General features: G+C 55.6%; 9 protein-coding genes and 1 pseudogene. 1 reads left to right on the plus strand and 9 read right to left on the minus strand.

Annotated elements, in window-relative coordinates; all coding sequences use genetic code 11:
- Window positions 1-23 precede the first annotated feature (23 nt).
- Window positions 24-1,490 carry an IMP dehydrogenase gene (guaB, locus tag ACLJQJ_RS17660; protein WP_000944174.1) on the minus strand — a complete coding sequence of 489 codons (1,467 nt, stop codon included), beginning with the start codon at window positions 1,488-1,490 and terminating at the stop codon, window positions 24-26.
- Between the two features lie 160 nt (window positions 1,491-1,650).
- Here guaB and xseA point away from each other — a divergent pair, with 160 nt between their 5' ends.
- A complete protein-coding gene (xseA, locus tag ACLJQJ_RS17665) occupies window positions 1,651-3,000 on the plus strand; it encodes an exodeoxyribonuclease VII large subunit (protein WP_063809305.1) in 1,350 nt (449 codons plus the stop codon).
- Between the two features lie 161 nt (window positions 3,001-3,161).
- Here xseA and shdA read toward each other — a convergent pair whose 3' ends face one another.
- The 8 genes and pseudogenes from shdA to bamB form a co-directional block, all read right to left on the minus strand.
- On the minus strand, window positions 3,162-8,930 hold the full coding sequence (gene shdA / locus ACLJQJ_RS17670; RefSeq protein ID WP_240872408.1) for a fibronectin-binding autotransporter adhesin ShdA: 5,769 nt from the start codon (window positions 8,928-8,930) through the stop codon (window positions 3,162-3,164).
- Between the two features lie 658 nt (window positions 8,931-9,588).
- Window positions 9,589-9,807: pseudogene (locus tag ACLJQJ_RS17675) on the minus strand (hypothetical protein); the annotation flags it as partial.
- A 172-nt stretch (window positions 9,808-9,979) separates the two neighbouring features.
- Window positions 9,980-15,586, minus strand: a complete 5,607-nt coding sequence (gene ratA, locus ACLJQJ_RS17680) for a DUF823/DUF824 repeat adhesin RatA (protein WP_074182137.1) — start codon at window positions 15,584-15,586, stop codon at window positions 9,980-9,982.
- A 119-nt stretch (window positions 15,587-15,705) separates the two neighbouring features.
- Window positions 15,706-16,677, minus strand: a complete 972-nt coding sequence (locus ACLJQJ_RS17685) for a SinI family autotransporter-associated protein (protein ID WP_063809309.1) — start codon at window positions 16,675-16,677, stop codon at window positions 15,706-15,708.
- Window positions 16,678-16,734: 57 nt separating this feature from the next.
- Window positions 16,735-18,927, minus strand: coding sequence for an intimin-like inverse autotransporter SinH (sinH, locus tag ACLJQJ_RS17690; RefSeq protein ID WP_063809310.1), 2,193 nt, complete (start codon window positions 18,925-18,927; stop codon window positions 16,735-16,737).
- A gap of 345 nt (window positions 18,928-19,272) precedes the next feature.
- The gene (locus tag ACLJQJ_RS17695; protein WP_000406466.1) at window positions 19,273-19,494 is read right to left on the minus strand and encodes a zinc ribbon domain-containing protein; all 222 of its coding nucleotides are present in this window, start codon (window positions 19,492-19,494) and stop codon (window positions 19,273-19,275) included.
- Between the two features lie 88 nt (window positions 19,495-19,582).
- The gene (der, locus tag ACLJQJ_RS17700; protein WP_000249411.1) at window positions 19,583-21,055 is read right to left on the minus strand and encodes a ribosome biogenesis GTPase Der; all 1,473 of its coding nucleotides are present in this window, start codon (window positions 21,053-21,055) and stop codon (window positions 19,583-19,585) included.
- Between the two features lie 116 nt (window positions 21,056-21,171).
- On the minus strand, window positions 21,172-22,350 hold the full coding sequence (gene bamB / locus ACLJQJ_RS17705; RefSeq protein WP_001177072.1) for an outer membrane protein assembly factor BamB: 1,179 nt from the start codon (window positions 22,348-22,350) through the stop codon (window positions 21,172-21,174).
- Window positions 22,351-22,358 lie beyond the last annotated feature (8 nt).

The following is a 22,358-nucleotide window of genomic DNA, read 5'->3' on the forward strand; positions in this document are numbered from 1 at the left end:
ACGCGAAGGTCGGGCGAAGAAAATCAGGAGCCCAGACGGTAGTTCGGGGACTCTTTGGTAATGGTCACGTCGTGAACGTGGCTTTCCTGAATGCCCGCACCGCTGATACGCACAAACTCCGCTTTAGTACGCAGTTCGTCGATGGTAGCACAACCGGTCAGGCCCATACAGGAGCGCAGGCCGCCCATCTGCTGGTGAATGATCTCTTTCAGGCGACCTTTGTAGGCTACGCGGCCTTCGATACCTTCCGGCACCAGTTTGTCAGCAGCGTTGTCGCTCTGGAAGTAACGGTCGGAGGAACCTTTGGACATCGCGCCCAGCGAGCCCATCCCACGGTAAGATTTGTACGAACGGCCCTGGTAGAGTTCGATTTCGCCCGGGGATTCTTCGGTACCCGCCAGCATGGAACCCACCATTACCGCGCTCGCGCCTGCGGCGATGGCTTTGGCGATATCGCCGGAGAAACGGATACCGCCGTCAGCGATAACCGGAATCCCGGTGCCTTCCAGCGCTTCAACTGCGTCAGAAACAGCGGTGATTTGCGGAACGCCCACACCAGTCACGATACGGGTGGTACAGATAGAGCCAGGGCCGATACCCACTTTCACCGCGCTGCAACCGGCTTCCGCCAGTGCGCGAGCGCCTGCGCCAGTGGCGACGTTGCCGCCGATGATTTGCAGGTCAGGATATTTAGCACGGGTTTCACGGATACGTTGCAGAACACCTTCCGAATGACCGTGAGAAGAGTCGATCAGCAGTACGTCAACGCCTGCCGCCACCAGCGCGTCAACGCGCTCTTCGTTGCCCGCGCCTGCGCCGACCGCCGCGCCGACACGTAAACGGCCCTGCTCATCTTTACAGGAGTTTGGTTTACGTTCCGCTTTCTGGAAATCTTTTACGGTAATCATGCCAAGCAGATGGAAGTTATCATCAACGACCAGCGCTTTTTCTACGCGTTTTTCGTGCATTTTTGCCAGCACGACTTCACGGGCTTCGCCTTCACGAACAGTCACCAGACGCTCTTTCGGCGTCATGTAGACACTTACCGGCTGGTTCAGGTCAGTCACAAAACGCACGTCACGACCGGTGATGATACCCACCAGCTCGTTATCTTCAGTCACCACCGGATAGCCCGCAAAACCGTTACGCTCGGTCAGGGCTTTCACTTCATGCAACGTGGTGGTTGGTAGGACGGTCTGCGGGTCGGTCACTACGCCGGACTCGTGTTTCTTCACGCGGCGAACTTCTTCCGCCTGGCGCTCAATGGACATGTTTTTGTGGATAAAACCAATGCCGCCTTCCTGGGCCAGGGCAATTGCCAGGCGCGCTTCCGTCACGGTGTCCATCGCCGCAGAAAGCATAGGAATATTCAGACGAATAGTTTTCGTCAACTGCGTGCTGAGATCGGCAGTATTCGGCAAAACGGTGGAGTGAGCGGGAACAAGGAGGACGTCGTCAAACGTCAGGGCTTCTTTAGCGATACGTAGCATGGGCAATATCTCACCTGGGAGGTTAATAAATATTGCCGCGGCATTATACAGAACGTAATCGGTTGCATCTACATTTTTTTGCAAATAGTGCTTGCGATCCCCCGTGAGCAGGTTACTATCGATTGAATAACCTGCTGATTTAGAATTTGATCCCGCTCACATGTTATCCTCTCAAACTTCCTCAATTTTTACCGTAAGCCGCCTTAACCAGACGGTTCGTCTGCTGTTAGAACAGGAGATGGGACAGGTATGGATCAGCGGCGAGATTTCTAATTTCACGCAGCCTGCGTCGGGCCACTGGTACTTTACGCTCAAAGACGATACCGCTCAGGTGCGCTGTGCGATGTTCCGTAACAGCAACCGCCGGGTGACGTTCCGTCCGCAGCACGGGCAGCAGGTGCTGGTACGCGCCAACATTACGCTGTACGAGCCGCGCGGCGATTATCAAATCATCGCCGAAAGTATGCAGCCCGCGGGCGAAGGCTTGTTGCAGCAGAAATATGAGCAGCTAAAAGCCAAACTCCAGGCCGAAGGCTTGTTCGATCAGCAGCATAAACAGCCATTGCCCTCCCCGGCCCACTGTGTGGGGGTGATCACCTCGAAAACCGGTGCGGCACTGCACGACATTCTCCACGTGCTAAAGCGTCGTGACCCATCCCTGCCCGTTATTATCTATCCAACCGCAGTCCAGGGCGACGACGCGCCGGGGCAGATCGTTCGTGCTATCGAACTGGCGAACGCGCGCGGCGAATGTGATGTACTGATCGTCGGACGCGGCGGCGGTTCGCTGGAAGATTTGTGGAGTTTTAACGACGAACGCGTGGCGCGGGCGATTTTTGCCAGCCGCATTCCGGTGGTCAGCGCCGTCGGTCACGAAACGGACGTCACGATAGCTGATTTTGTCGCCGACCTGCGCGCGCCTACGCCATCAGCAGCGGCAGAAATTGTCAGCCGTAACCAGCAGGAGTTGTTGCGTCAGATCCAGTCCGCCCAACAGCGTCTGGGCATGGCGATGGACTACTACCTCGCTAACCGTAGCCGCCGTTTCACGCAGATTTTTCACCGTCTGCAACAGCAACATCCGCAACTGCGTCTGGCCCGTCAGCAAACCGCGCTGGAACGTCTACGCCAACGGATGGGATTTGCGCTTGAGGCCAGGATTAAACAGGCCAATCAGCGTCAGCAGCGCGTAAGTCAACGCCTGAGCCAGCAAAATCCGCAGCCGCGCATTCACCGCGCGCAGTCGCGCATCCAACAGCTGGAATATCGTCTGACGGAGAATATCCGCTCACGGTTAAGCGAACAGCGCGAGCGTTTCGGCAACGCGGTCACGCATCTGGAAGCGGTCAGCCCGTTAGCCACGCTGGCGCGCGGCTATACGGTTTCGACGACAACGAACGGCAAGGTGCTGAAAAAGATCAAACAGGTCAAAGCAGGCGATATTATGACCACGCGACTGGAGGACGGCTGGCTTGAAAGTGAAATCAAATCCGTCACGCCGGGCACGTAATCCAATATTCCCCCACCCTCGGCAGCGCAATGTCAGGTTTCGGTTTCTCCTCAGCCAACCTACGCGCCACGTCGGATAAGGTGTAGCCGCAATCCGACGATCAACCGGTTTGTCATTCGCCTCAAAACCGGGCAGGGAACACCCGCCCGGTTTTGTCTAACTTACCAGTTATAGCGCAGATTCAGGCTACCGTTCAGATCGCCAAAATCATTGCTGCCAGTCTGCCCGGCAACCTGAGCGCGAACGCTCCACTGCTTATCGATATCTGCCTGCAGACCCACTTTCAGCTCCGCACGGTTAGCCGGAAGATCCTGTTTTACCGTGGCATCATCAAACGATACCGACACATCATCGCTGGTGTGCAGCCAGTTAGCTTCAGCAAACGGCTGGATAACCGTACGGCTGCCTTTGTACAGCTTGCCGTCAACACGCAGACCCAGACGCGTTGTCCAACTGTCGCCATCCTGACCATCGATCCGGGTGCCGTAGTTATCCTTCACGCTATCCGCTGAGTAATTCTGCCAGACAACCTGCGCCTGCGGCGTCAGACTGACAGTATTGCCGTTGCTAAGCGCAATATCGTAGCGATAACCGGTTTCCAGCGAGACGGCGTTAGCGGTTGAATCATAAGATTCAGATCCCGCATCACCGCTCTCTACGCTGTTGTTGTAGAAACCATATTGGTACCAGCTGTCGACATACGCGCCGCTATGCGTTTGGGCATCGGCAAACCAGGTGGCATAGACGCCAAGGTTGTAGCCGTCTACGTTGCCGCTACTGGTGAACTGGCTACCGTCTGCGCCACGGTTACCGGTGCTGTCGGTATCGGCGTTGATGTAGCTCGCCATGACGCCAACGGTAAAGCTCTGCTGGCCGTTACCCCAGGCCAGAATGTCGCCGCCTAGCTGGAACTGAGAGTAGTTGCTGTCCATATCGATATTGCCGCTGACAGCCTCGGATTCCGCTTTACCCGCTTTGAAGCGCGCCCATACGCTGCCATCGGCATTACGATACTGGCTGCCCTCGCGGTCATAGAGGGTCTGCATTTGCAGGTTGCGCGCCATCCACTGGTTGCCCATGTACGCGCCGATATCCGCACGGTACTGCGGTGCGACATCGCCGCCATCGTCCGGAGGCGTGACATCGCCGCCGTCGTCCGGAGGCGTGACATTACCGCCATCGCCGCCATCGTCCGGAGGCGTGACATCACCGCCATCGTCACCGCCATCCGAAGGCGTGTCATCACCGCCGCTGTCGTCATCATCAGACTGTGCTTTTGACGCCAGATACCAGTCGTTGTCACTTTCATTCCAGTACAGACGGTAGGTATACAGACTGGCGTTAACTTCATTTTTTAACACAAACGCATCGCTGGTCGATACGCCGCCAACATCCACCACTTCGATACCGTTAGTGGTCTGTGCTCCATCGCCGATGCCGTTGATGTACAGATCGGTGGTGCCGGAGGCATCGCCGGTAATGACCAACTTATCGGTTGCCGAATCATCGTCGCCCAGGACGGTATTCAGGTAAAGCGAGCCGCCGTTGCCGGTGTAATTGCCATCAACATAAAGCGTATTGCCAGGCGTGCTGGCACTGCTACCGCTGGTTATTGTCCCCATGTTGATCAGATCGCCATTGAGGGTGAAGATGGCGCCTGTCTCCTCGCTGTCGCCAAAGACCAGCGTCCCTTCGTTGGTCACCTTACCGTTAACGGTCGTACCATTGCTGCCGCCGAAGGTCGCCCCGGAGGCGACGTTCACCGCCTGCTGGCTGCTCATCTCGCCAATCGAGCCGTCTCCGGACAGCCATAGCGTGCCTTCCTGTACGTTAGTATCGCCGGTGTAGGTGTTCACGCCGCTCAGCGTCAGTTTACCCGCGCCCAGTTTGGTCAGCGATTTACCGTCCCAGTCGCCGTTGCCGGTTTTATCGCCCAGTACGCTGGTGACTTCAAAACTGTCGCCTGCGCCCAGGGTAAACGTGCCGTGTGCTGGCGTCGCTGACGTGGCAGTCGCATTCCAGCTCAGCCCTTCGGTAAGCAGATATTCTGACGCATCTTCAGGATTGATTGTCCCGGTTACGGTCAGATAGTCCGGCTGGTCGGTGAGGTTCATCGTCAGGCTGGTAAAGTCGCCGCTGATATCGCTGTCCATATCCATCAGTTTAAAGGACTGGAACTCCGCATCGGAGGCGCGCGCTTGCAGGCTGGCGTCGCTGACGACCAAATCGCCGCCAAGCGTGGCGCTGCCGCCGGTGATCAGCGGTTGCACTGAGTCACTATTCAGCTCAACGTTCAGCGTACTGCCATCTTGCTGAATTAACGCGCTGTCGCCGAGATCCAACGAGGTGCCGAGCGCCAGTTGGGTCGTCGCGCCGCTATGAGTGGTGATGCCGCCCACCGCGCTGACTTCACCGTCTACGTCCAGCACCAGCGTGGCGTTATTGTCTACCAGACCGGTGCCCAGCGCCGTCGTACTGGCGGCGACCAGCGTACCTTCATTGATGGTGGTGCCGCCGCTGTAGTCGTTGTCGCCGGAGAGGATCAGCGTGCCTGCGCCTTCTTTGGTCAGCGATTTACCGTCCCATCTGCTACCCGGATCCAGCGTGTCATCAACGTCTGTCAGTGTAGCCGCAACGTTAAAGCTGCCGTCAGGGTCGCTCAGGGTAAAGGTGCCGTGGGCGTCGGTAGTGGCGTTGTCTCTGTCCGCATACCAGGAGAGGGAGGCCGTCAGATCATAGTGGGTGTTGTCTGCTTCATCGACTTTTCCGTCGATAGTCAGGAAGTCAACATCTTCGCGGTTCATCCCTGCAATGGTCAGATCGTCGAAATCGCTCGTAATGGCGCTGTCGCTGCCAATCAGCGTGTAGGTGTATGCCTCAGGCGTCCAGCTGTCTGTAACGCTGCCAATGCCGGTAACATTCAGCGTGCCGCCCAGCGCGACGCTGTCGGCGGTAATCACGGCGTCGTCGGTGGCCGCGCCGAGGTCAATACTTAGCGTACTGCCGTCTTCCTGGGTGAACTGGCCCGCGTCAAGGGTGCTGCCCGCTGCCAGCGCGGTAGTGGCGCCGCTATGGGTGGTGACGTTCGCAAGCTCAAATGCGCCGTTGGCATCCAGCATCAGCGTACCGCTGTTGTCGATATTGCCGCTGCCCAGCGCGTTGACGTTGGCGGCAATCAGCGTACCGCCGGCGATGGTGGTATCGCCGAAGTAAGTGTTGTTGTCCCCGCTTAACGTCAGCTCGCCGGTACCGGTTTTGACCAGCAAACCGCTGCCGGAAAGCGTATTTTCCAGCTCGCCTTCGCCGACCTGAAGCACGCCGCTGTTATCAATAGCGCCAGTGCCCAGCGAATCCGCATGGTCAGCAATCAGCACACCGTCGTCAATGGTGGTGCCGCCGGAGTAATCGTTATCGCCGTTTAACGTCAGCTCGCCCGTGCCGATTTTCACCAGCGAACCGGTGCCGGAAAGCGTATTTTTCAGCTCGCCCTCGCCGACCTGAAGCACGCCGCTGTTGTCGATATCGCCGCTGCCCAGCGAATCCGCATGGTCAGCCGTCAGCGTGCCGCCGGTAATGGTGGTGCCGCCGGAGTAAGTGTTATCGCCGCTTAGCGTCAGCTCGCCTGTGCCGGTTTTCACCAGCGAACCGGTGCCGGAAAGCGTATTTTCCAGCTCGCCCTCGCCGACCTGAAGCACGCCGCTGTTGGCAATAGTCCCGGTCCCCAGCGAATCCGCATGGTCAGCCGTCAGTGTACCGCCGGAAATAGTGGTGCCGCCGGAGTAAGTGTTATCGCCGGTCACGATCAGCTCATCGCTACCGCTTTTGACAATTTGGCCCCCGCCGGTCACGTTGTTATCCAGCGTGCCCTGGCTCAGCGCAAGCGTTGCGCTTTCTGCAATCGTCACATCGCCAGTGCCGAGCGAGGCGGCGTCTTTGGCGGCCAGAATACCGCCGTCAATTTCAGTGTCGCCGTAGTCGTTGCCGGTGTTGCTGAGGATCAGCGTGCCGTCGCCTTGTTTGGTTAGCTTGCTGCCGTTCCAGTTGGAGTTAGCCGTGGTTTCGTCCAGTTCGCTGGTGACGGTAAAGGTACTGTCTGCATCAACGGTAAAAGTGCCATGCGCAGCGCGCGCAGAATTTGCGCCCGCGTACCAACTCAAGCCCGTAGACAACTCGTAGTTGGTATTATCATTCGCATCAACGCCCGCGTTGATCGTAAGGTAATCCGGCATAGCGGAGGTGTCGGCATCCAGCGTTACGCTGTCAAAATCGGTAGTGATCGCGGTTTGCGAATCAATCAGCGTGACCGATCCAAAGTGTTCGTCGGTTTCGGGCGCGACAAAGGTGGCCGTTGAGCTAAGGTTCAGCGTCCCGCCCAGCGTGACGTTGGCGGCTTTGATAATTGGCGAGCTGTTGGCGGTATCCAGCGTCGCGTTTATCTGGCTGCCGTCCTGCAAGGTCAGGGTATTATCCACCGTCAGCAGCGTACCTGTCGAACTGCTCGCGTTGCCCAGCGTAATGCCGCCGTCGTTGGTCAGGTTGCCGACGGTTGACGGGTCGGTCATGTTCCACTGGCTGGTTTCGTCGAGCGACAGCGTGCTGGAGAGCGCATCTACACGACCGGTTAACGTGGACTTCTGGCTTAAAGAGAGCGATGACGACGACGTGTCAGTCTGGACAATGTTGCCGGTCAGCGTCATGTTTTCGGCCTGAATAGCCGCTTTGCTGCCCAATTTGATCGCTGTCGGCGCCGTAAAGGTGCTGTTGGTGAGCTTAATGGGGTCGTTAATGGTCGTGCTACCATCAACGTTCAGTGCGACAGTTTTTGAGGTGACGTTTGCGTCGGTGACCGTGAGCGCGTTGAGATCCTCATACGAGGTGTTTCTCTTTTTACTGGTGATAAAGATGCCGTCGCCGTCGGCGTTGATGGTGGCGCCGTCGATCCTGGCGTCCGACGCCAGAATATACACGCCCGTACCGGCAGAGGTAATGTTGCCGCCTGAAATATCCAGGGTAGTGGCGTTATTGGCCTGCACCGCCGCGCCGCTGGCGTTGGTATGCGTTATGGTCGCGTTGGTGAGATTAAGATCGGCCTTATTGCTGCCCTGGATAGTGCTCATCGTACCTGCAGAGATGACCGAGCTATCAGACAGGTTTAGGGTGGAACCCGCATCTGCCGCGGTGGTACCGGCAACAACGTTTATCTGGCCTTGCGCCAGGGTGATTTTGCTACCGTCCAGTACGTTCAGCGTACTACCTTGTTGCACCTGCGCGCTGCTGCTGTTAGCTGCCTCAACGATGGTGTTGCTCAGCGTCACTTCTGAACCCGTATACAACGTCATTACGCCGTAATTGCCGCCAATATTCAGCGTGCTGTCTGTTAACGTCAGTGTGCTGCCATCCGCTGCGGAAATACCCAGCGAATAAATACTATCAGTGGTTATCTCCGTGTCGGTAAGCTCAAGGATGGCATAATGATCTATCGAAATGGCTTTGGAAACATACTTACCGCCATCCGGAGCATTGGCCCCGCCTCCGGTCGTTTCAATGACGAGCCCCGTCCCTTTGACCGTGGTGGATTGCCAGCCGACGGTGGCGACACCCGAGACATAGAGTGCCGCGCCATCCTCAACTCCTGAATAGGTCATCGGCGGCGTTGACTCATCCAGAACGTGGGTCTGCGCATCAGCATATGACACTTGATTGTCGGCCATGGCCAGCGGGCTGAAAAATCCGAGCGCCGCAGCCACGGCGCAAGCCAGCACATTGCGCGTTGCTTTTATTATTTGTCCATATTCGGACTTTTTATTTGGGGAATGGGTTTCACTCGCGCATACTTGCGCTTTAACTTTGCTGTGGCCTCGCGCCAGTTCTGAAGCCACAACATACATATTTCGCACGGCGCTCCAGACAATACTGTAGGTCCTGTTCAATTTTTAAATTTCCTTTTAATAACGTTCACGAAGCAAACTGGATTTTGATTGGCTGTAAATAGCTTTTAAATGGTGTATATAAATGAGATAAATAATAAATGATAAAAATATGGTTTTATGAATGATTGCAATCACCTGTAACAATATATTATCAAAGCCAAATTATTAACCAATTTCAAGGCCTATTTCAATATCAGGTCAACTTTTGATTAATTTATAATTGATATAAATATATCCATCTCTTTTATATATATTTATATTGTGAATATCATTTAATGATTTCATATATTGAGATAAATAGATGCGCGAGGCAAAAAGGGGTAATTATCATGCGACACCTGGCGTTATTTTAAATATACTCGTCATACTTCAAGTTGCATGTGCTGCGGCTGCGTTCCCTCCCCCCAGTCACTTACTTTAGTAAGCTCCCGGAGATTCGCTCGCTTGCCGCCTTCCTGCAACTCGAATTATTTAGAGTATATAGGTAGCGCCAGACGCGTAATACGTTACTCCACACACGTCGCATAACCTGCTGTGCTTGCCGGCTTAATGGCGCAGTTTTGTTGCCTGGTATTCTCATCCACGCCGCAATACATGCCGCCGCTCGAGGTTGATTTAGATAAACAGGGATAGCCCTGCGTCGGCCAGCCTAACGAGCTACAGGATTCGCCGCATCAGAGCGCAACTGAACGCTGCCCTGATACACCGGGATCGTTACACTATCGGCCTGCGGCGGGGTGCCGTTAATAGCCGCAGTTTGCTCAGTGAGTTCCTGCCATGCGCCGCTGCTTCGCACGGCCTGGGCGAAGAAAGGCGTTAAACTGAGGGCGCATAGCAGCAGCCAGGATAAAAAACCGACACACTTTTTCGCTTTCACTGACGTACCTGAGAAAAATCCATTTCGTTGCAGTTCATTCCATGAATACAAAAACGTAAAAATGCATCGCTACCGGAACAACGCCAGCCGCAAGGGATACCCAGGTTGGGCGCCGCAAAGCGTCACCCAACATTCAAATGCGCTCCCGACCCCATTCCCCATTCCCCATTCACTACGGCACCCGGCACGAGCCAAAGCCCGCGGTAGCCGATTTTTCACGAGTACAGGTTGTCTGGCCGGTCGTTTCGTTAAATGAACAGTAGTACTTATCGCTTTGACCTTCATCTTGCGACACATAATCCCAGGACGATGTCGTCGGCCATTGCAACGTGCCGATAACGCTCTGCAACGCTTTCAGATCGTCCAGCGAGGCTATATTTTCCTGCGATCCGCAAAGATGCGTCAACGACGTTTCCACGTGCTGGGACTGATAATAATAGTTCGACCCCCAGATTTCATTATTAAACGGCCAGGTATCCCGGGGCATGGCAGAGAGCTCGGCTTTCAGATACGGGCGGCGCAGCGTAACGCCGTTCACCTGCACGGTATCCGGCATATGACCCCAGTATGACGCATACGGCGTGTCCGGGCTGGTTTGTATCGTAAAGATTGCATCCACGCTCGCCGCCTCATCAAATTGATTCGCAAGCGCCGCCGTGACAGACGTTTTTAACCCCAGCGATTTATCCTGAGTTAACGTAAACCGCAACTTACCGTCATCGCCGGTGAAGCCAGACCATTTTGTGCTGAGGCCATTCTGGTTATTAAACGCCACTGCCGTACCCGCCACAGGTGAAACCGGCGTCAGCATCATATTCGCCGGCGAAGTTGTAAACGGAACCGGCTCGCCAATCACGCCTGGTTCAATGTATTGCTTATCCACCTCACCGCGCGAATAAGCGTATTCACGCGTCAACAGTACGGCCACCCCGGCCTGCGGCTGCCCGGCGTCGTTAGTCACCGTTACCGTCATCGGTATCGTTTCGCCTTTTTTCGCCACAGCCGCTGATTTATCGGCGTTCCATGCGTCGGAAGAGAGCGCGATATTCAGCCCGCTGCGCGATGTTGTCAGGCAGAGTTGTAAGTAGTAGTTACCCGGGTTTTCCGACATGCTGTAGTCTCTCCCCGTCTTGAGATCTTTATACTGCCAGTAAAGGGTTGAGCCTTTCAGCAGGCTATCGCCAGCCCACCACCGCTTCCCGACGGGCAATCCAATATCGGTCGCCACCTTGCCGCCTGGGTGATCGTTGTACAGCGCCGTGAAATCATCTATCGCAGCCATCTGGTTCATCGGGCACCCACCGTAATTACCGGTATTAAAATTATTCACCATGATCCAGTATTCATTGGTTTCGAAATAGGTATCCGTGTGCGCCTCCGATGAGGGCTCGCCTACCACCAGCGGGCGCTTAAACTCCGCACCGTTGCTGGCGGTGAAGGTCTCCGGCATATGGCCGTACATGTTGGCCTTGTCGCTGTCCGGGCTGGTGAGGACGGTGAACACCACCGGCAGCGTTGAGGTCGCCGTCGGCGTATCGTACAGACTCGCGGTCAGCACGTTTTTCAACCCTATGCCGCCGGGTTCGGCAAGCGTCAGAGTCAGCGTACCGTCCGCGCCGGTGGCGCCGGTCAGAACCGATGTGGCATAGTAAAACTGTTGCTGCGCACCGGTGAGCGGCTTTACCGTCATATTGGTGCCGTTAGTGGCTACAAATTTTTTATAGTCGGCGTTGCGCGGCGTCCCGGCGTCGCGTTTAAGCGAAAAAGTCGCATAAGGTACCGGGTTGCCCATCGCATCGGTAGTGGTGATGAGCAGCGGGATCGACTCGCTGTTTTTCGCCTTCACCGCCTGAATAGCGTCATCCATCGCCTGCGGGGAGGTGAGGGTAATCTGCGTGGCCTGCGGCATCGGCGTCGTAGCGCAAATTTGGTACTGCCAGGCAGTGCTGGGCGAGCTGTTTTCTGACCGACGCGAACCATCAGCCAGATCGACAACGTAATAGAAGTCAACTTTTGCCCCGCTGGAAAATGACGTCGAGTTCGATCCGCTCCAGTAAGAATAGTAGACCGGCCAGCCCTGGGCGGTATTTATCGTTCGGCTCGGGTATTTGCTGTAGAGCGAATCCAGCGCCTCAACGGCAGGGTAATAGCCCGCCGCGCAGCGGGCCGGATTTGCCCCTTCACTGGCTGGCCCATGAAAAACCGCCCAGGTTTCGTTGGTTTCTTGCTTAGACGTAGTATTGTCCGTACTGGACAGCTCAGCGAACAGCAGCGGGCGCTGGTACACCGCGCCATCCGCCGCCGTCAGCGACGGCGCCATATGCCCCCACATGCGGGCGACGCTGACATCCGGGCTGGTGACGACGGTAAAGATGGTGTCGATGCTGGCGCTCACGGCGGCATTTTCATACAGCGTCGCGTTAATCGCGGTGCGGGTGCCGTGGGTGTCCGGGCGGGTAACGTTAATAATGCGGGTGCCGTCAGGGCCGGTCAGCGACCCCATTTTAGTGGTGGTCCAGGCCAGCGATTCGCCGTCGATCACCACGGGCGTCACGATGCCTTGCAGATCGTCGCCGTCCTGAGCGGTATACTTCTCGCCCCGGCGGTCGTAGCCGTCGCCGCGAGTGAGTACAAACGGCGCTTCCGGGATCGGGTTGCCGCTGGCGTCCTTCACCGTCACCTTGAGCTGCATCGTCTCGCCCTTTTTCACTTTGACTGCATGCACGTCGCTGCCGTCGTACCACTGCGACGGATCGACCGGTTCAATGGTGATGGCGGCTGGTACCGGGTTGTCGCTGGCCAGGCAACTGGTGTAAATCGAGACGTTGCTGTTGGCAAATTCACTGCCGTTCGCCAGCGCAATCAGTTTCCACGTGCTGGCGCTCTGGAAGGTGGACGACCAGTAGTTCAGATAGACTGGCCAGCCCTGAATGCCGTTAATTTTGCCGCCGCTGTTGGCGTTATACAGCGCCTCAAGCTGGTCGATGCGCGGCAGGCGGTTCGCCGCGCAGCCGCCCGCCTCCGGGTTGCCCGCCGCGTCGGTGTGGGCCACACGCGTCCAGGTCTCATTGCTCTCGTCCTGGGTACGCAGCGGGTTGCTCACTTCACCCGCCAGTTTGGGCCGCTCAAAGGTCCAGTCACCCACGGTAATTGTGTCGGCCATATGGCCCCACATTTTGGCTTTTGCCGTATCCGGGCTGGTGGCGACGGTAAACTTCACGCTGCGGGAAACCGGCGTATTGATGTATGAATCGACGGGCACGATGCTTAACTGCGTCAGCAGCCCCACGCCCTTATCCTGGGTGAGGATAATGGTCGCATCGCCGTTGGCGTCGGTGATCCCCTGATAAACCTGTCCGGCAACGTAGCCGACGCCGTCAAACTGCATCTCGCCGTTGCTGGTATCGGTAAAACCGGTCGTCAGCCCGTCGCGCCGCCTGCCGTTTGCCATGGTGACGGTGAAGTCGGTATTGGCGATCGCCATGCCGTTAAGAGCGTTGCGCGAATGGATGTTGAGCTTAATCTGTTCACCCACTTTGGCGGTCATATCGGCATTTTTGGTCGCCGGGTCGTCGTTGAAATAGACGTCCAGCACCGCCACCATTTCATTGGCCGAGCAGGTCAGGTAGTTCGGCGTATCGGTAAATTTGCCGCTATCGCCGTTTTCGAGGTTGACGTGTACCGTCCCGGAGGCGTCGCTGTCGGCGGCGATGTAATAATCTTCGGTCGGCCAGCCGTGTTCGCTTTCCATCTGCCCGCCCGCATGTTCGCTGTACAAATGCGCCAGCGACGACTGATCCGGCACCTGGCCGGTACCGCACTGCGCGGTGGCCGACGCCACGGAGTTAAATGTCGCCCACTGTTCGTTGTTTTCGTCGAACTGGCCGTCTTTATGGCTGGCCTCCACCGCCAGCAGCGGACGTTTGTACAGGTTGCCCGCATCCACCACGCCGCGCATATGGCCCCACATGTTGGCGCCGTCCACGTCCGGGCTGGTGACCACGGTGAAAATCACGCTAAAGGGCAGCTCGACGTTGCCGCCTTCATCGTCCGGCATCACGATGCGGATAGGCGTTTCGACCCCCATACCGCTGTTGTGTTTTAACGTCAGATGCGCCTGGCCGTTGACGTCAGTCACGCCGGTATAGTGCTCCGGCGAGGAGGCGCTCATGCCTTCGGAATCGACGGTGACCCGCTGGTTATCCCACGCGTCCTGATGCTCCCCTTTGCGGTTTGTCGCCGGATCGATAAACAGCTCCATATAACGGTAAGGCAGCGGTTTTTGCGTGTCCCGGTCGACTACGGTCATCGTCAGATTGATCTCGTCCCCCACCTGCGCTTTATACGGCCCCACCGGAGAAAGGGTAATCTGCGGGTGCGCCGCAGGCTGGGCTTTATCCACGCAGCTGACCAGCAGCGTGTCGCTGTTGGCGGCCCTGACGACCGATGCGCTGTTCATATGTACGGCAGCGTGGTAGTCGCTCATCTGATCTTTGGTCGACGACCAGTATTCGGCATCGTCCGTCGCCGGCCAGCCGGTGTACGTCGCCAGTGTGCTGTGCTCATGCCTGAACGCCACCAGTTGTTCGGCATCCGGCAGAATGTTGCAGTGGTTATCGGCGCCGCTCCAGGTAAACTGCGCCCAGGTTTCGTTGGTATCGTCGACGCGGCTATCCGCGCCGCTCGCTTCCGCCAGCAGTTTCGGGCGGGTGAAGGTGTAGGTTATACCGTTCAGCGTCGCGGTAGCGCTCTCTATCATGTGGCCGTACATATTGGCCTTATCGCTGTCCGGACTGGTGATGGTGGTGAAAATGACGGCGGTTTCAGCCGTAAGCGCCGGAAAGTTGACCGAGCTGACAACCAGCGGCGTTTTGACGCCGGGGCCTTCCTTCTGGGTGACCACCACCGTGGCGTTGCCGTTGGCGTCAGTGACGCCGCGATATTCCGTTTGGGTGGTCGTGAGCTCGGTATCGCCAACGCGAACCGGGTTGGCGTTATTGACCACACCCTGGCGGTTTTCCGCATCTTTACGGCGGATGACAAACGGCGCGTTGCCTTCGGGCGTGCCGTCGCACGCTTTGGTGGCGATGGTGAGGGTGATGCTTTCCCCCACCTTCACTTTTGATGCCTCAAAGGCCGAATCAACGTGATCGCCGCTGACTGTAACCGGCGTGTCGGTGGCCGGTTTAATGTTGAGCGCCACTTTCGGGCTTAACAGCGGAATGGTCGCATAATTCGGCACCCCGGTATTCGTAAAGAGCCACAGCGCGGGAACGTTGGTTTCATCTTCCACCTGCGCCCAGGCCACCAGCTGTCGCCCGGCGAGGTTTTGGGCGCAAAAGGTCAGGTTCGGAACCGGCTGCGGCGAGAGCGGCGTGTCGGGCGTGGCGGCATCGGCCCATACCAGCCCCATGGCGGGCGGCTGGCGGTTTTCCCAGGCGATGGTGGGCGGATCGCTAAAGAGATCACCTTCGGTATCGGTGGAATTGACCGCCTGCATCGAGGTTGAGGCAGCATCCGCGCTAAAATCGCGCGGCATGGCGCTGAATTCAATATCGTGGGTTTTGCTCGGGTCAAGCAACGTACTGCCCTGATACAGGGGGATAATGGCCCCGTCGGCCAGCGGCGCGGTGCCGTTAACCGCGCCGGTCGTCGAGTTCAGCTCTTGCCAGGTTCCGCCCTTCAATAGCGCCTGCGCAGGCGCGATCGACGCTGCAAACATGACCAGTAATGTCAGTAAGAAATGTACAACTTTATTCACTTGCCGATTCCTGTCCATGAGCGATAGCCACCCGTTTTCATTCTCTGTCGTAATTCAACCCACTTTGCTTAGCGCGCGGCTAAGCAAAGTGCGCGGAAAATACCACTCCCCGCAGGGAGTGGTATGTTGAGGACAACTTATTTGCGTTTGTAGTCGATGGACAAACCAAAGCCCTGGACACCGTCGCTACCCACGGTAACGCCGCCTTCCGCGCCCTCGAACGCCGTTTTCGCTTCGGCGTTGGTAAGCGGGATGACAAGGTCTTTATCGTTCCAGCTTTCGTTGACAATACCGCCGGCACCAGTACCTGCTTTTGCGCTGGTCCCCATGAATTTCCAGCGGTAGTCATACTGGTCGGTAACGTTTTCACCAGCATCATAGGTGCCGTTGCCGTTCTTATCGCTCCACAGCAATACCTGATAGGTGGTATTCGTTTTGAGTGTCGTCCCTGTATTCTTCAACAGGTTGGTATTCGAACCTTTCTCATGAATAACCACATGGACGTTGTCATCCACCACCGGACCTTCCGGAATATCGTCGTCATCCCCATCCGCACCACCGCCCGCATAGGTCGACAGGTCTTTCAACAACAGTTCGGTTGCTACGGCAGGGTCACCGGTGGTGGTGGTCGGCGTGATTTTGATACCGATATAATGGTCTGCGTCACTCGCCTGAATTTCATAGGTATCGCTACCTTTGGTGCCAATCTCTTCGGGATTGCTACCATTCTGGTCGCTGTATCTCATCCACTGCACCGTCTGTTTCGTGGCGGCGTTGTCGGTGTCGAGGTCGCCTTCCGTATCGCCAATCGCCCAGTTCACGGTGACCTTATCGCCAACGTGGAACTGCTTATCGCCTTCGGTCACAACGGTACGATCGCCGCGATCGACCGTTACCGTTACGTGATCTTTGTCGGTATCCGCAGTTTTATCCGCTGCACGGGTAATCCACGGCACCGTACCCTGAATGGTGCCCGTCTGTTCAGAGACAATCTGCCACTGCCCCGATTTCAGATTACCGTTCGCCGCCACCGCTGGCGCGGCGCAATATCCGGCAACTACTAATGCTAAAGCGACCTTCGTCAGCCGCCGTTTTACTGTTGCTTGCATTCAGACTCTCCTTTTTCTCCAAATTCAGCGGCTGGCTGGTCAGCCATAACGCTGACGCTATTTCTGGCTATACGTAACGCGTATGCCGTAACCCTGAACGCCATCTTCCTCATTGGCGGCAAACTTCTGCGCCGCCTCTTTATTGGTTACTGGCAGGACAAGGTCTTCATTCATGGTGTTGGCCAACGCGCCGGTATGTCCGTTTGTACTCTGCCCGGTAAACTCCCACTGGTAGTCGTACAGCGCCATCTCTTCTTCCGTGAGCTGCTCGGACATCTGAAAAACATTGTCTTTATTTTTGTCGCGCCACAGCAGGAAACGGTAAGCATTATTGACCGTAGGGTGCTTATCTTCTTTGCCGATAAGGTTGACAGGGTTGGCGGCTTTGACCTGATAAATCACCGCATTCAGCGCGCTCAGGTTGTCGCCGATAAAAGTGACATCAACGTAGTTACTGTCGCCATAGGCGTCTGCTTTCGCCTTCCAGCGGAAAGTGCCTGGCAGGGTGCTGGAAAGCGTCACCGTCCCCGCGTCTTTATCACGACTGGCAATAAACACGCAGGGGGTTTCCGTGGTGCAGGGCGTCTGGGCCAGGGTGACTTTTTTATCATTGCTGTCGTACAATACGGGCGTCATGGCATCGTCCACCAGTTCGTCGCCGTTACGGTCAGTGGAATCGCCAAAGGAATCGGTGATCAGCAGATCCATCACCACGCCGTCTTCGCCATCGGCCAGCGCGCTGGCTTCATGGCTGTGATCGCTGCGATCGGTATCGGCAATGTTGTCGACGATCAGCTCAATTTTGCGATCCTGCTGGACGGTGATTTCCACCACGCCGGAGTTCTGCTTATTGCCCTTTTCGTCTTCCAGCGTCATGCGTACTTTCCAGGTGTTCAGGGCGATGCGCTGCTCTTCGGTATCGGCATTAACCCAGGCAGGAAGCACCAGATTCCAGCTGTTATTGTTGCCTTCGGTTAACGCATTCGCTTTTACCACCGGCATCACCAGCGTACGGGCGGCGTTGTTTTTCGCCTGCCAGGAAGCAGAAATAATTTTGTAATGGTGGTTAATCAGCGCGTTGACCGTCCACTTACATTTCTCCAGCCCCACCGCGGCCTCAGGCGTATCTTCAATCACGCATTCCGGGTGTTCGTTGGTGGCGTCAGCCTTCAGCCACAACGTGACGTCCAGCGGATCTTTCTCGCGATATTCGAGAATGATGAAATTGTTGCGATCGACAAAATCGGTGCGGCTGCCCATTAAGGAGTGCTGAATTTTAACGTTTTCCGGATCGAGTTGCGCCGCCAGCGGCGTGCCTATCTGGTAGTTCACGGTCGCGTTAACGCTAAAATCGTTACTATCGCCAGTACCGGCTTTGTAATCCGTACCAACCGTGACCAGCGGTACCGGCGTATATTCCAGCCCCAAAGTGACGGCATGAGGATCTTTTTGCAGATTATCGGTGCCAAACAGCGCTACTTCATCGCCGTAGTACTGTTCGTAAACTAATTTAGCGCCAAGCTGCGGATAAAACGGCAGCCAGCTTTCCATGCGGATATCCCAGCCGCGCGCGGGTCGCTCTTCATAAAAGTCGAAATCTTCGGAGTCTTTCCAGTCAGAAAGAGGATGGTAATAGTTGCCGGAGAATTTCAGGTAATCTGTCCAGGCTTCGGTTCCCAGACCTAATCGACGGTGACCGCGCGTAAAATCGTAGTCATAGAATGCGTTGCCGCCAAGCAGCCAGTTGCCGACGTTCTGGCGAACGCCAAGCCCAAAGTTACCAATGGTGCGGTCTTCCTTACGCTGAGCCGAAATCTGGCTAAAGAAAAGCGTGCTCTGATTGTCATACCAGGGAATAAAATAATCCAGCGAACTGCCGTCCAGATCGCCACCTTCGCCCACGGTGAGGCTGGTACGGATCTTGCCATAAGGTGACATTACGCCTTCAAGATATGACTGTGCTGAGGAAGTGATTTGGTTTTGCAAATAGCTACGCGCCTGGGATTCCAGCGCTTCCGGGGTGAGATTATCAAAGCCCTGGGTGGCGGAATTAATAAAGTAGTCAGCGCCCTGTTCTTTAAAGGACTTTCCTTTATTTTCCTGTTCTTCTTTTTTCGCGGATTCGCTGGCTAAATCAGGCAGAGAGGAGTGGCTTTCATCATTTGCAGATACAGAGTTATCTGCGCCGGAAGCCGCAACTGAGACTCCAGACACTAATAGCAAAACCAGAATGCGAATCCTTCGCACCATATGATATCCCTGTCGTTAAATAAACACGCCTCGATGAAAAGATATTATATGGATGATTCAGATGGAATCATAACTAACAGGCCTAAATATATTCCTAAAAAGAAAATTTTAATATGAAACAGACTTATAATATTGATATAATAAATAAAAAGAAAGCTTTTATTTATTTCTAATATTAATTTTTGGGAATAATATTCTCTATAAATACTTGAATCAATAAAAAGAATAAAATAGCCGCCGGGCAGGATACTATACTGATATTACGGGAGTATCGAATAACGCTTTTGCCCTTAGCCGGATAAGACGTCGGCGCCTCTGCTCTGCGGCGCAACGTCGACAGCGGTTTTATTGATCGGAAATGACGAAGTTAACCCGTTTTTTTGAAATTAAACCATGACCGTTCTGGCAAAAATAGTCCACTGCGCCGCAGGCTTTCAACACCTGTAACGGCTGGCGGCAGTCAGGACAAAGTGCCTGTAACGAGAAATCTTTAGCGCATGTCTCGCAATGCGCTGTATCGCCATTGCGCTCCAGCGCGTGATGGCAAACGGGGCAGGTTATTTCCATAACATTCTCCTCAGGCGCGTGACTCACTTTTACTTGAAAGGCCTGATAGCGCAGCGCTTGTCAGGCCTGGAATATTACTGAAAAAGCATTACTTGCTTTTCTTGATATGTTTCATCAGACGCTTACGTTTGCGCATTTGCGTTGGCGTCAGTGTGTTACGCTTGTTCGCATACGGGTTCTCCCCTTCTTTAAACTGAATGCGAATCGGCGTCCCCATCACTTCCAACGACTTGCGGAAGTAGTTCATCAGATAGCGCTTATAGGAGTCTGGCAGATCTTTTACCTGGTTGCCGTGAATCACCACAATCGGCGGGTTATAGCCGCCAGCGTGGGCATATTTCAGTTTCACACGGCGACCGCGCACCAGCGGCGGCTGATGATCTTCCACCGCCATCGTCATGATACGGGTCAGCATCGCAGTGCTCACCCGGCGAGTGGAACTGTCGTAAGCCTCGCGTACGGACTCAAACAGGTTGCCGACACCGCTGCCGTGTAGCGCAGAGATAAAATGAACGCGGGCAAAATCAATAAAGCCCAGACGGAAATCCAGCGTCTCTTTCACCTGCTCTTTGACTTCCTGGCTCAGGCCATCCCATTTGTTGACTACGATAACGAGTGAGCGCCCACTATTGAGGATAAAGCCCAGCAGAGACAAATCCTGGTCGGAGATCCCCTCGCGCGCATCGATAACCAACAGTACGACGTTAGCGTCTTCAATCGCCTGCAATGTTTTAATCACCGAGAACTTTTCTACCGCATCGGTGATTTTTCCGCGCTTACGCACCCCCGCCGTGTCAATCAGCACATATTCCCGTTCGTCGCGTTCCATCGGGATATAAATGCTGTCGCGAGTGGTGCCCGGCATGTCGTATACCACCACGCGCTCTTCACCGAGAATACGGTTAGTGAGTGTGGACTTACCTACGTTCGGGCGACCGACAATCGCCAGCTTTATCGGCAGGCTTTGCGGGTCAAAATCATCTTCCGGCGCTTCTTCACCATTTTGTTCCGCCTCGAACTGCGCCCAGTATTCCGCGTCTTCATCCACCTCTTCCTGCGGCGCGACATCATCCATCCACGGCAGAAGCACATGTTCCAGCAGGCTCAATACGCCGCGACCATGTGAGGCGGCGATAGGGTAAATTTCGCCTAATCCCAGCGAGTAAAAATCGACAACCGCCTGATCGGGATCGAGACCATCCGTTTTATTCGCCACCAGGAAGGTCGGTTTTTCACGGGAGCGCAGATGTTTGGCAATCGCTTCATCCGCCGGCATCAGGCCAGCGCGCGCATCTACCATGAATAACACCACATCCGCTTCTTCAATCGCCAGCAGCGACTGTTCCGCCATCCGCGTTTCGACGCCGTCTTCGGTGCCGTCAATACCGCCGGTGTCGATACAGATAAACTCGCGGCCTTCAACCTCCGCACGACCGTACTTACGGTCACGAGTCAGACCCGGGAAATCCGCAACCAGCGCATCTCGGGTGCGGGTCAGACGGTTAAATAGCGTGGATTTTCCGACGTTAGGGCGCCCGACAAGCGCGACCACAGGTACCATGTTTAAAGCCTCATTAAAAAAATCATCAGACAACGCGCGCATTTTGCGCCATTGTTAAAAACAGGAAAACGGCCCCTACACCAGGAGCCGTTTTTTAAAACGCACAACCGTGACGATTAACGCGTAATCGCGTAGACCGTACCGTCTTTGGCCTGGATGAGCAGTTTACCATCCGCCACCGTCGGTTCGGTCAGAAAACCGGAACTGTCTACTTTTTGTTGGGCCACAAAACGCCCGTCATCAACATTAATCCAGTGCAGATAACCTTCGCTATCGCCGACGACTAAATCACCATTATACAGTACCGGGGAGGTCAGCAAACGGTGCAGCAGATCGCTTTGCGTCCACAGCGTTACGCCGCCGTCAGTGGTCAGCGCCAGCACACGATCGTTCTGATCGACCAGGTAGATACGGTCGCCGTCGACGATAAAGTCATTGACCGAACCCAGCTCGCGTTTCCACATAATCTGACCACTGCGCAGATCCAGCGCCGTTAAGTTACCATTATACGCCAACGCGTAAACGACGCCGTTTACCACAACCGGCGTGGTATCAACGTCGCTCAGACGGTCAATTTCCGTTGGGCCAGTGGCCTGGGAGATACGCTGTTGCCAAATCATCTGGCCTTGTTGCATCAACACGGCGCTGACGCGGCCATTGTCGCCACCAACGATAGCCGCGCCGAACGCGGTTGCCGGCGCAGATTCGCCGCGCAGCGACAGCGAAGGCATATCCAGGTTCACCGTCCATTTAATGGCGCCATCCGCCTGATTTAGCGCCTGCAACTGACCGTTGCTGGTATGGATCAGGACGATTCCATCACTGACAACCGGGCGAGACAACGCTTCGCCTGCGACCTTCGTCTGCCATGCTGTAGTGCCGTCGCTGGTATTCAGCGCATAAACCTCGGCCTTTTCACTGCCGATATAGACGTGACCGCCCGCGACCGTGACGCCGCCGGACAACAGCGCGGACGAACGAGAGAACCAGCCGTCTTTTTCGCCCAGATTCACAGACCAGATCTCTTTGCCATCATCCGCATTGAGCGCTTTTACCACGCCCGCGCGATCGGCTGCATAGACCACGTTATCTGCCATTACCGGATGAAGGTTAGAATAAAATTCGCCAATTCCGTTACCGACAGAGGTGCTCCAGACAGTGGTCGGGGTAAACTGGTTTTCAACCTGCGGTAATGGAGACATCTTGACGACATCTTCTTCACCGCTAAACAGTGAACAGCCGCTGAGCAGGGTAACGGAAAGCAACCCTGGCAGAAGTAATTTACGCAATTGCATCGGGTCCC

This window comes from Salmonella sp. SAL04202 (genome assembly GCF_046550775.1).
Taxonomy (GTDB): domain Bacteria; phylum Pseudomonadota; class Gammaproteobacteria; order Enterobacterales; family Enterobacteriaceae; genus Salmonella; species Salmonella enterica.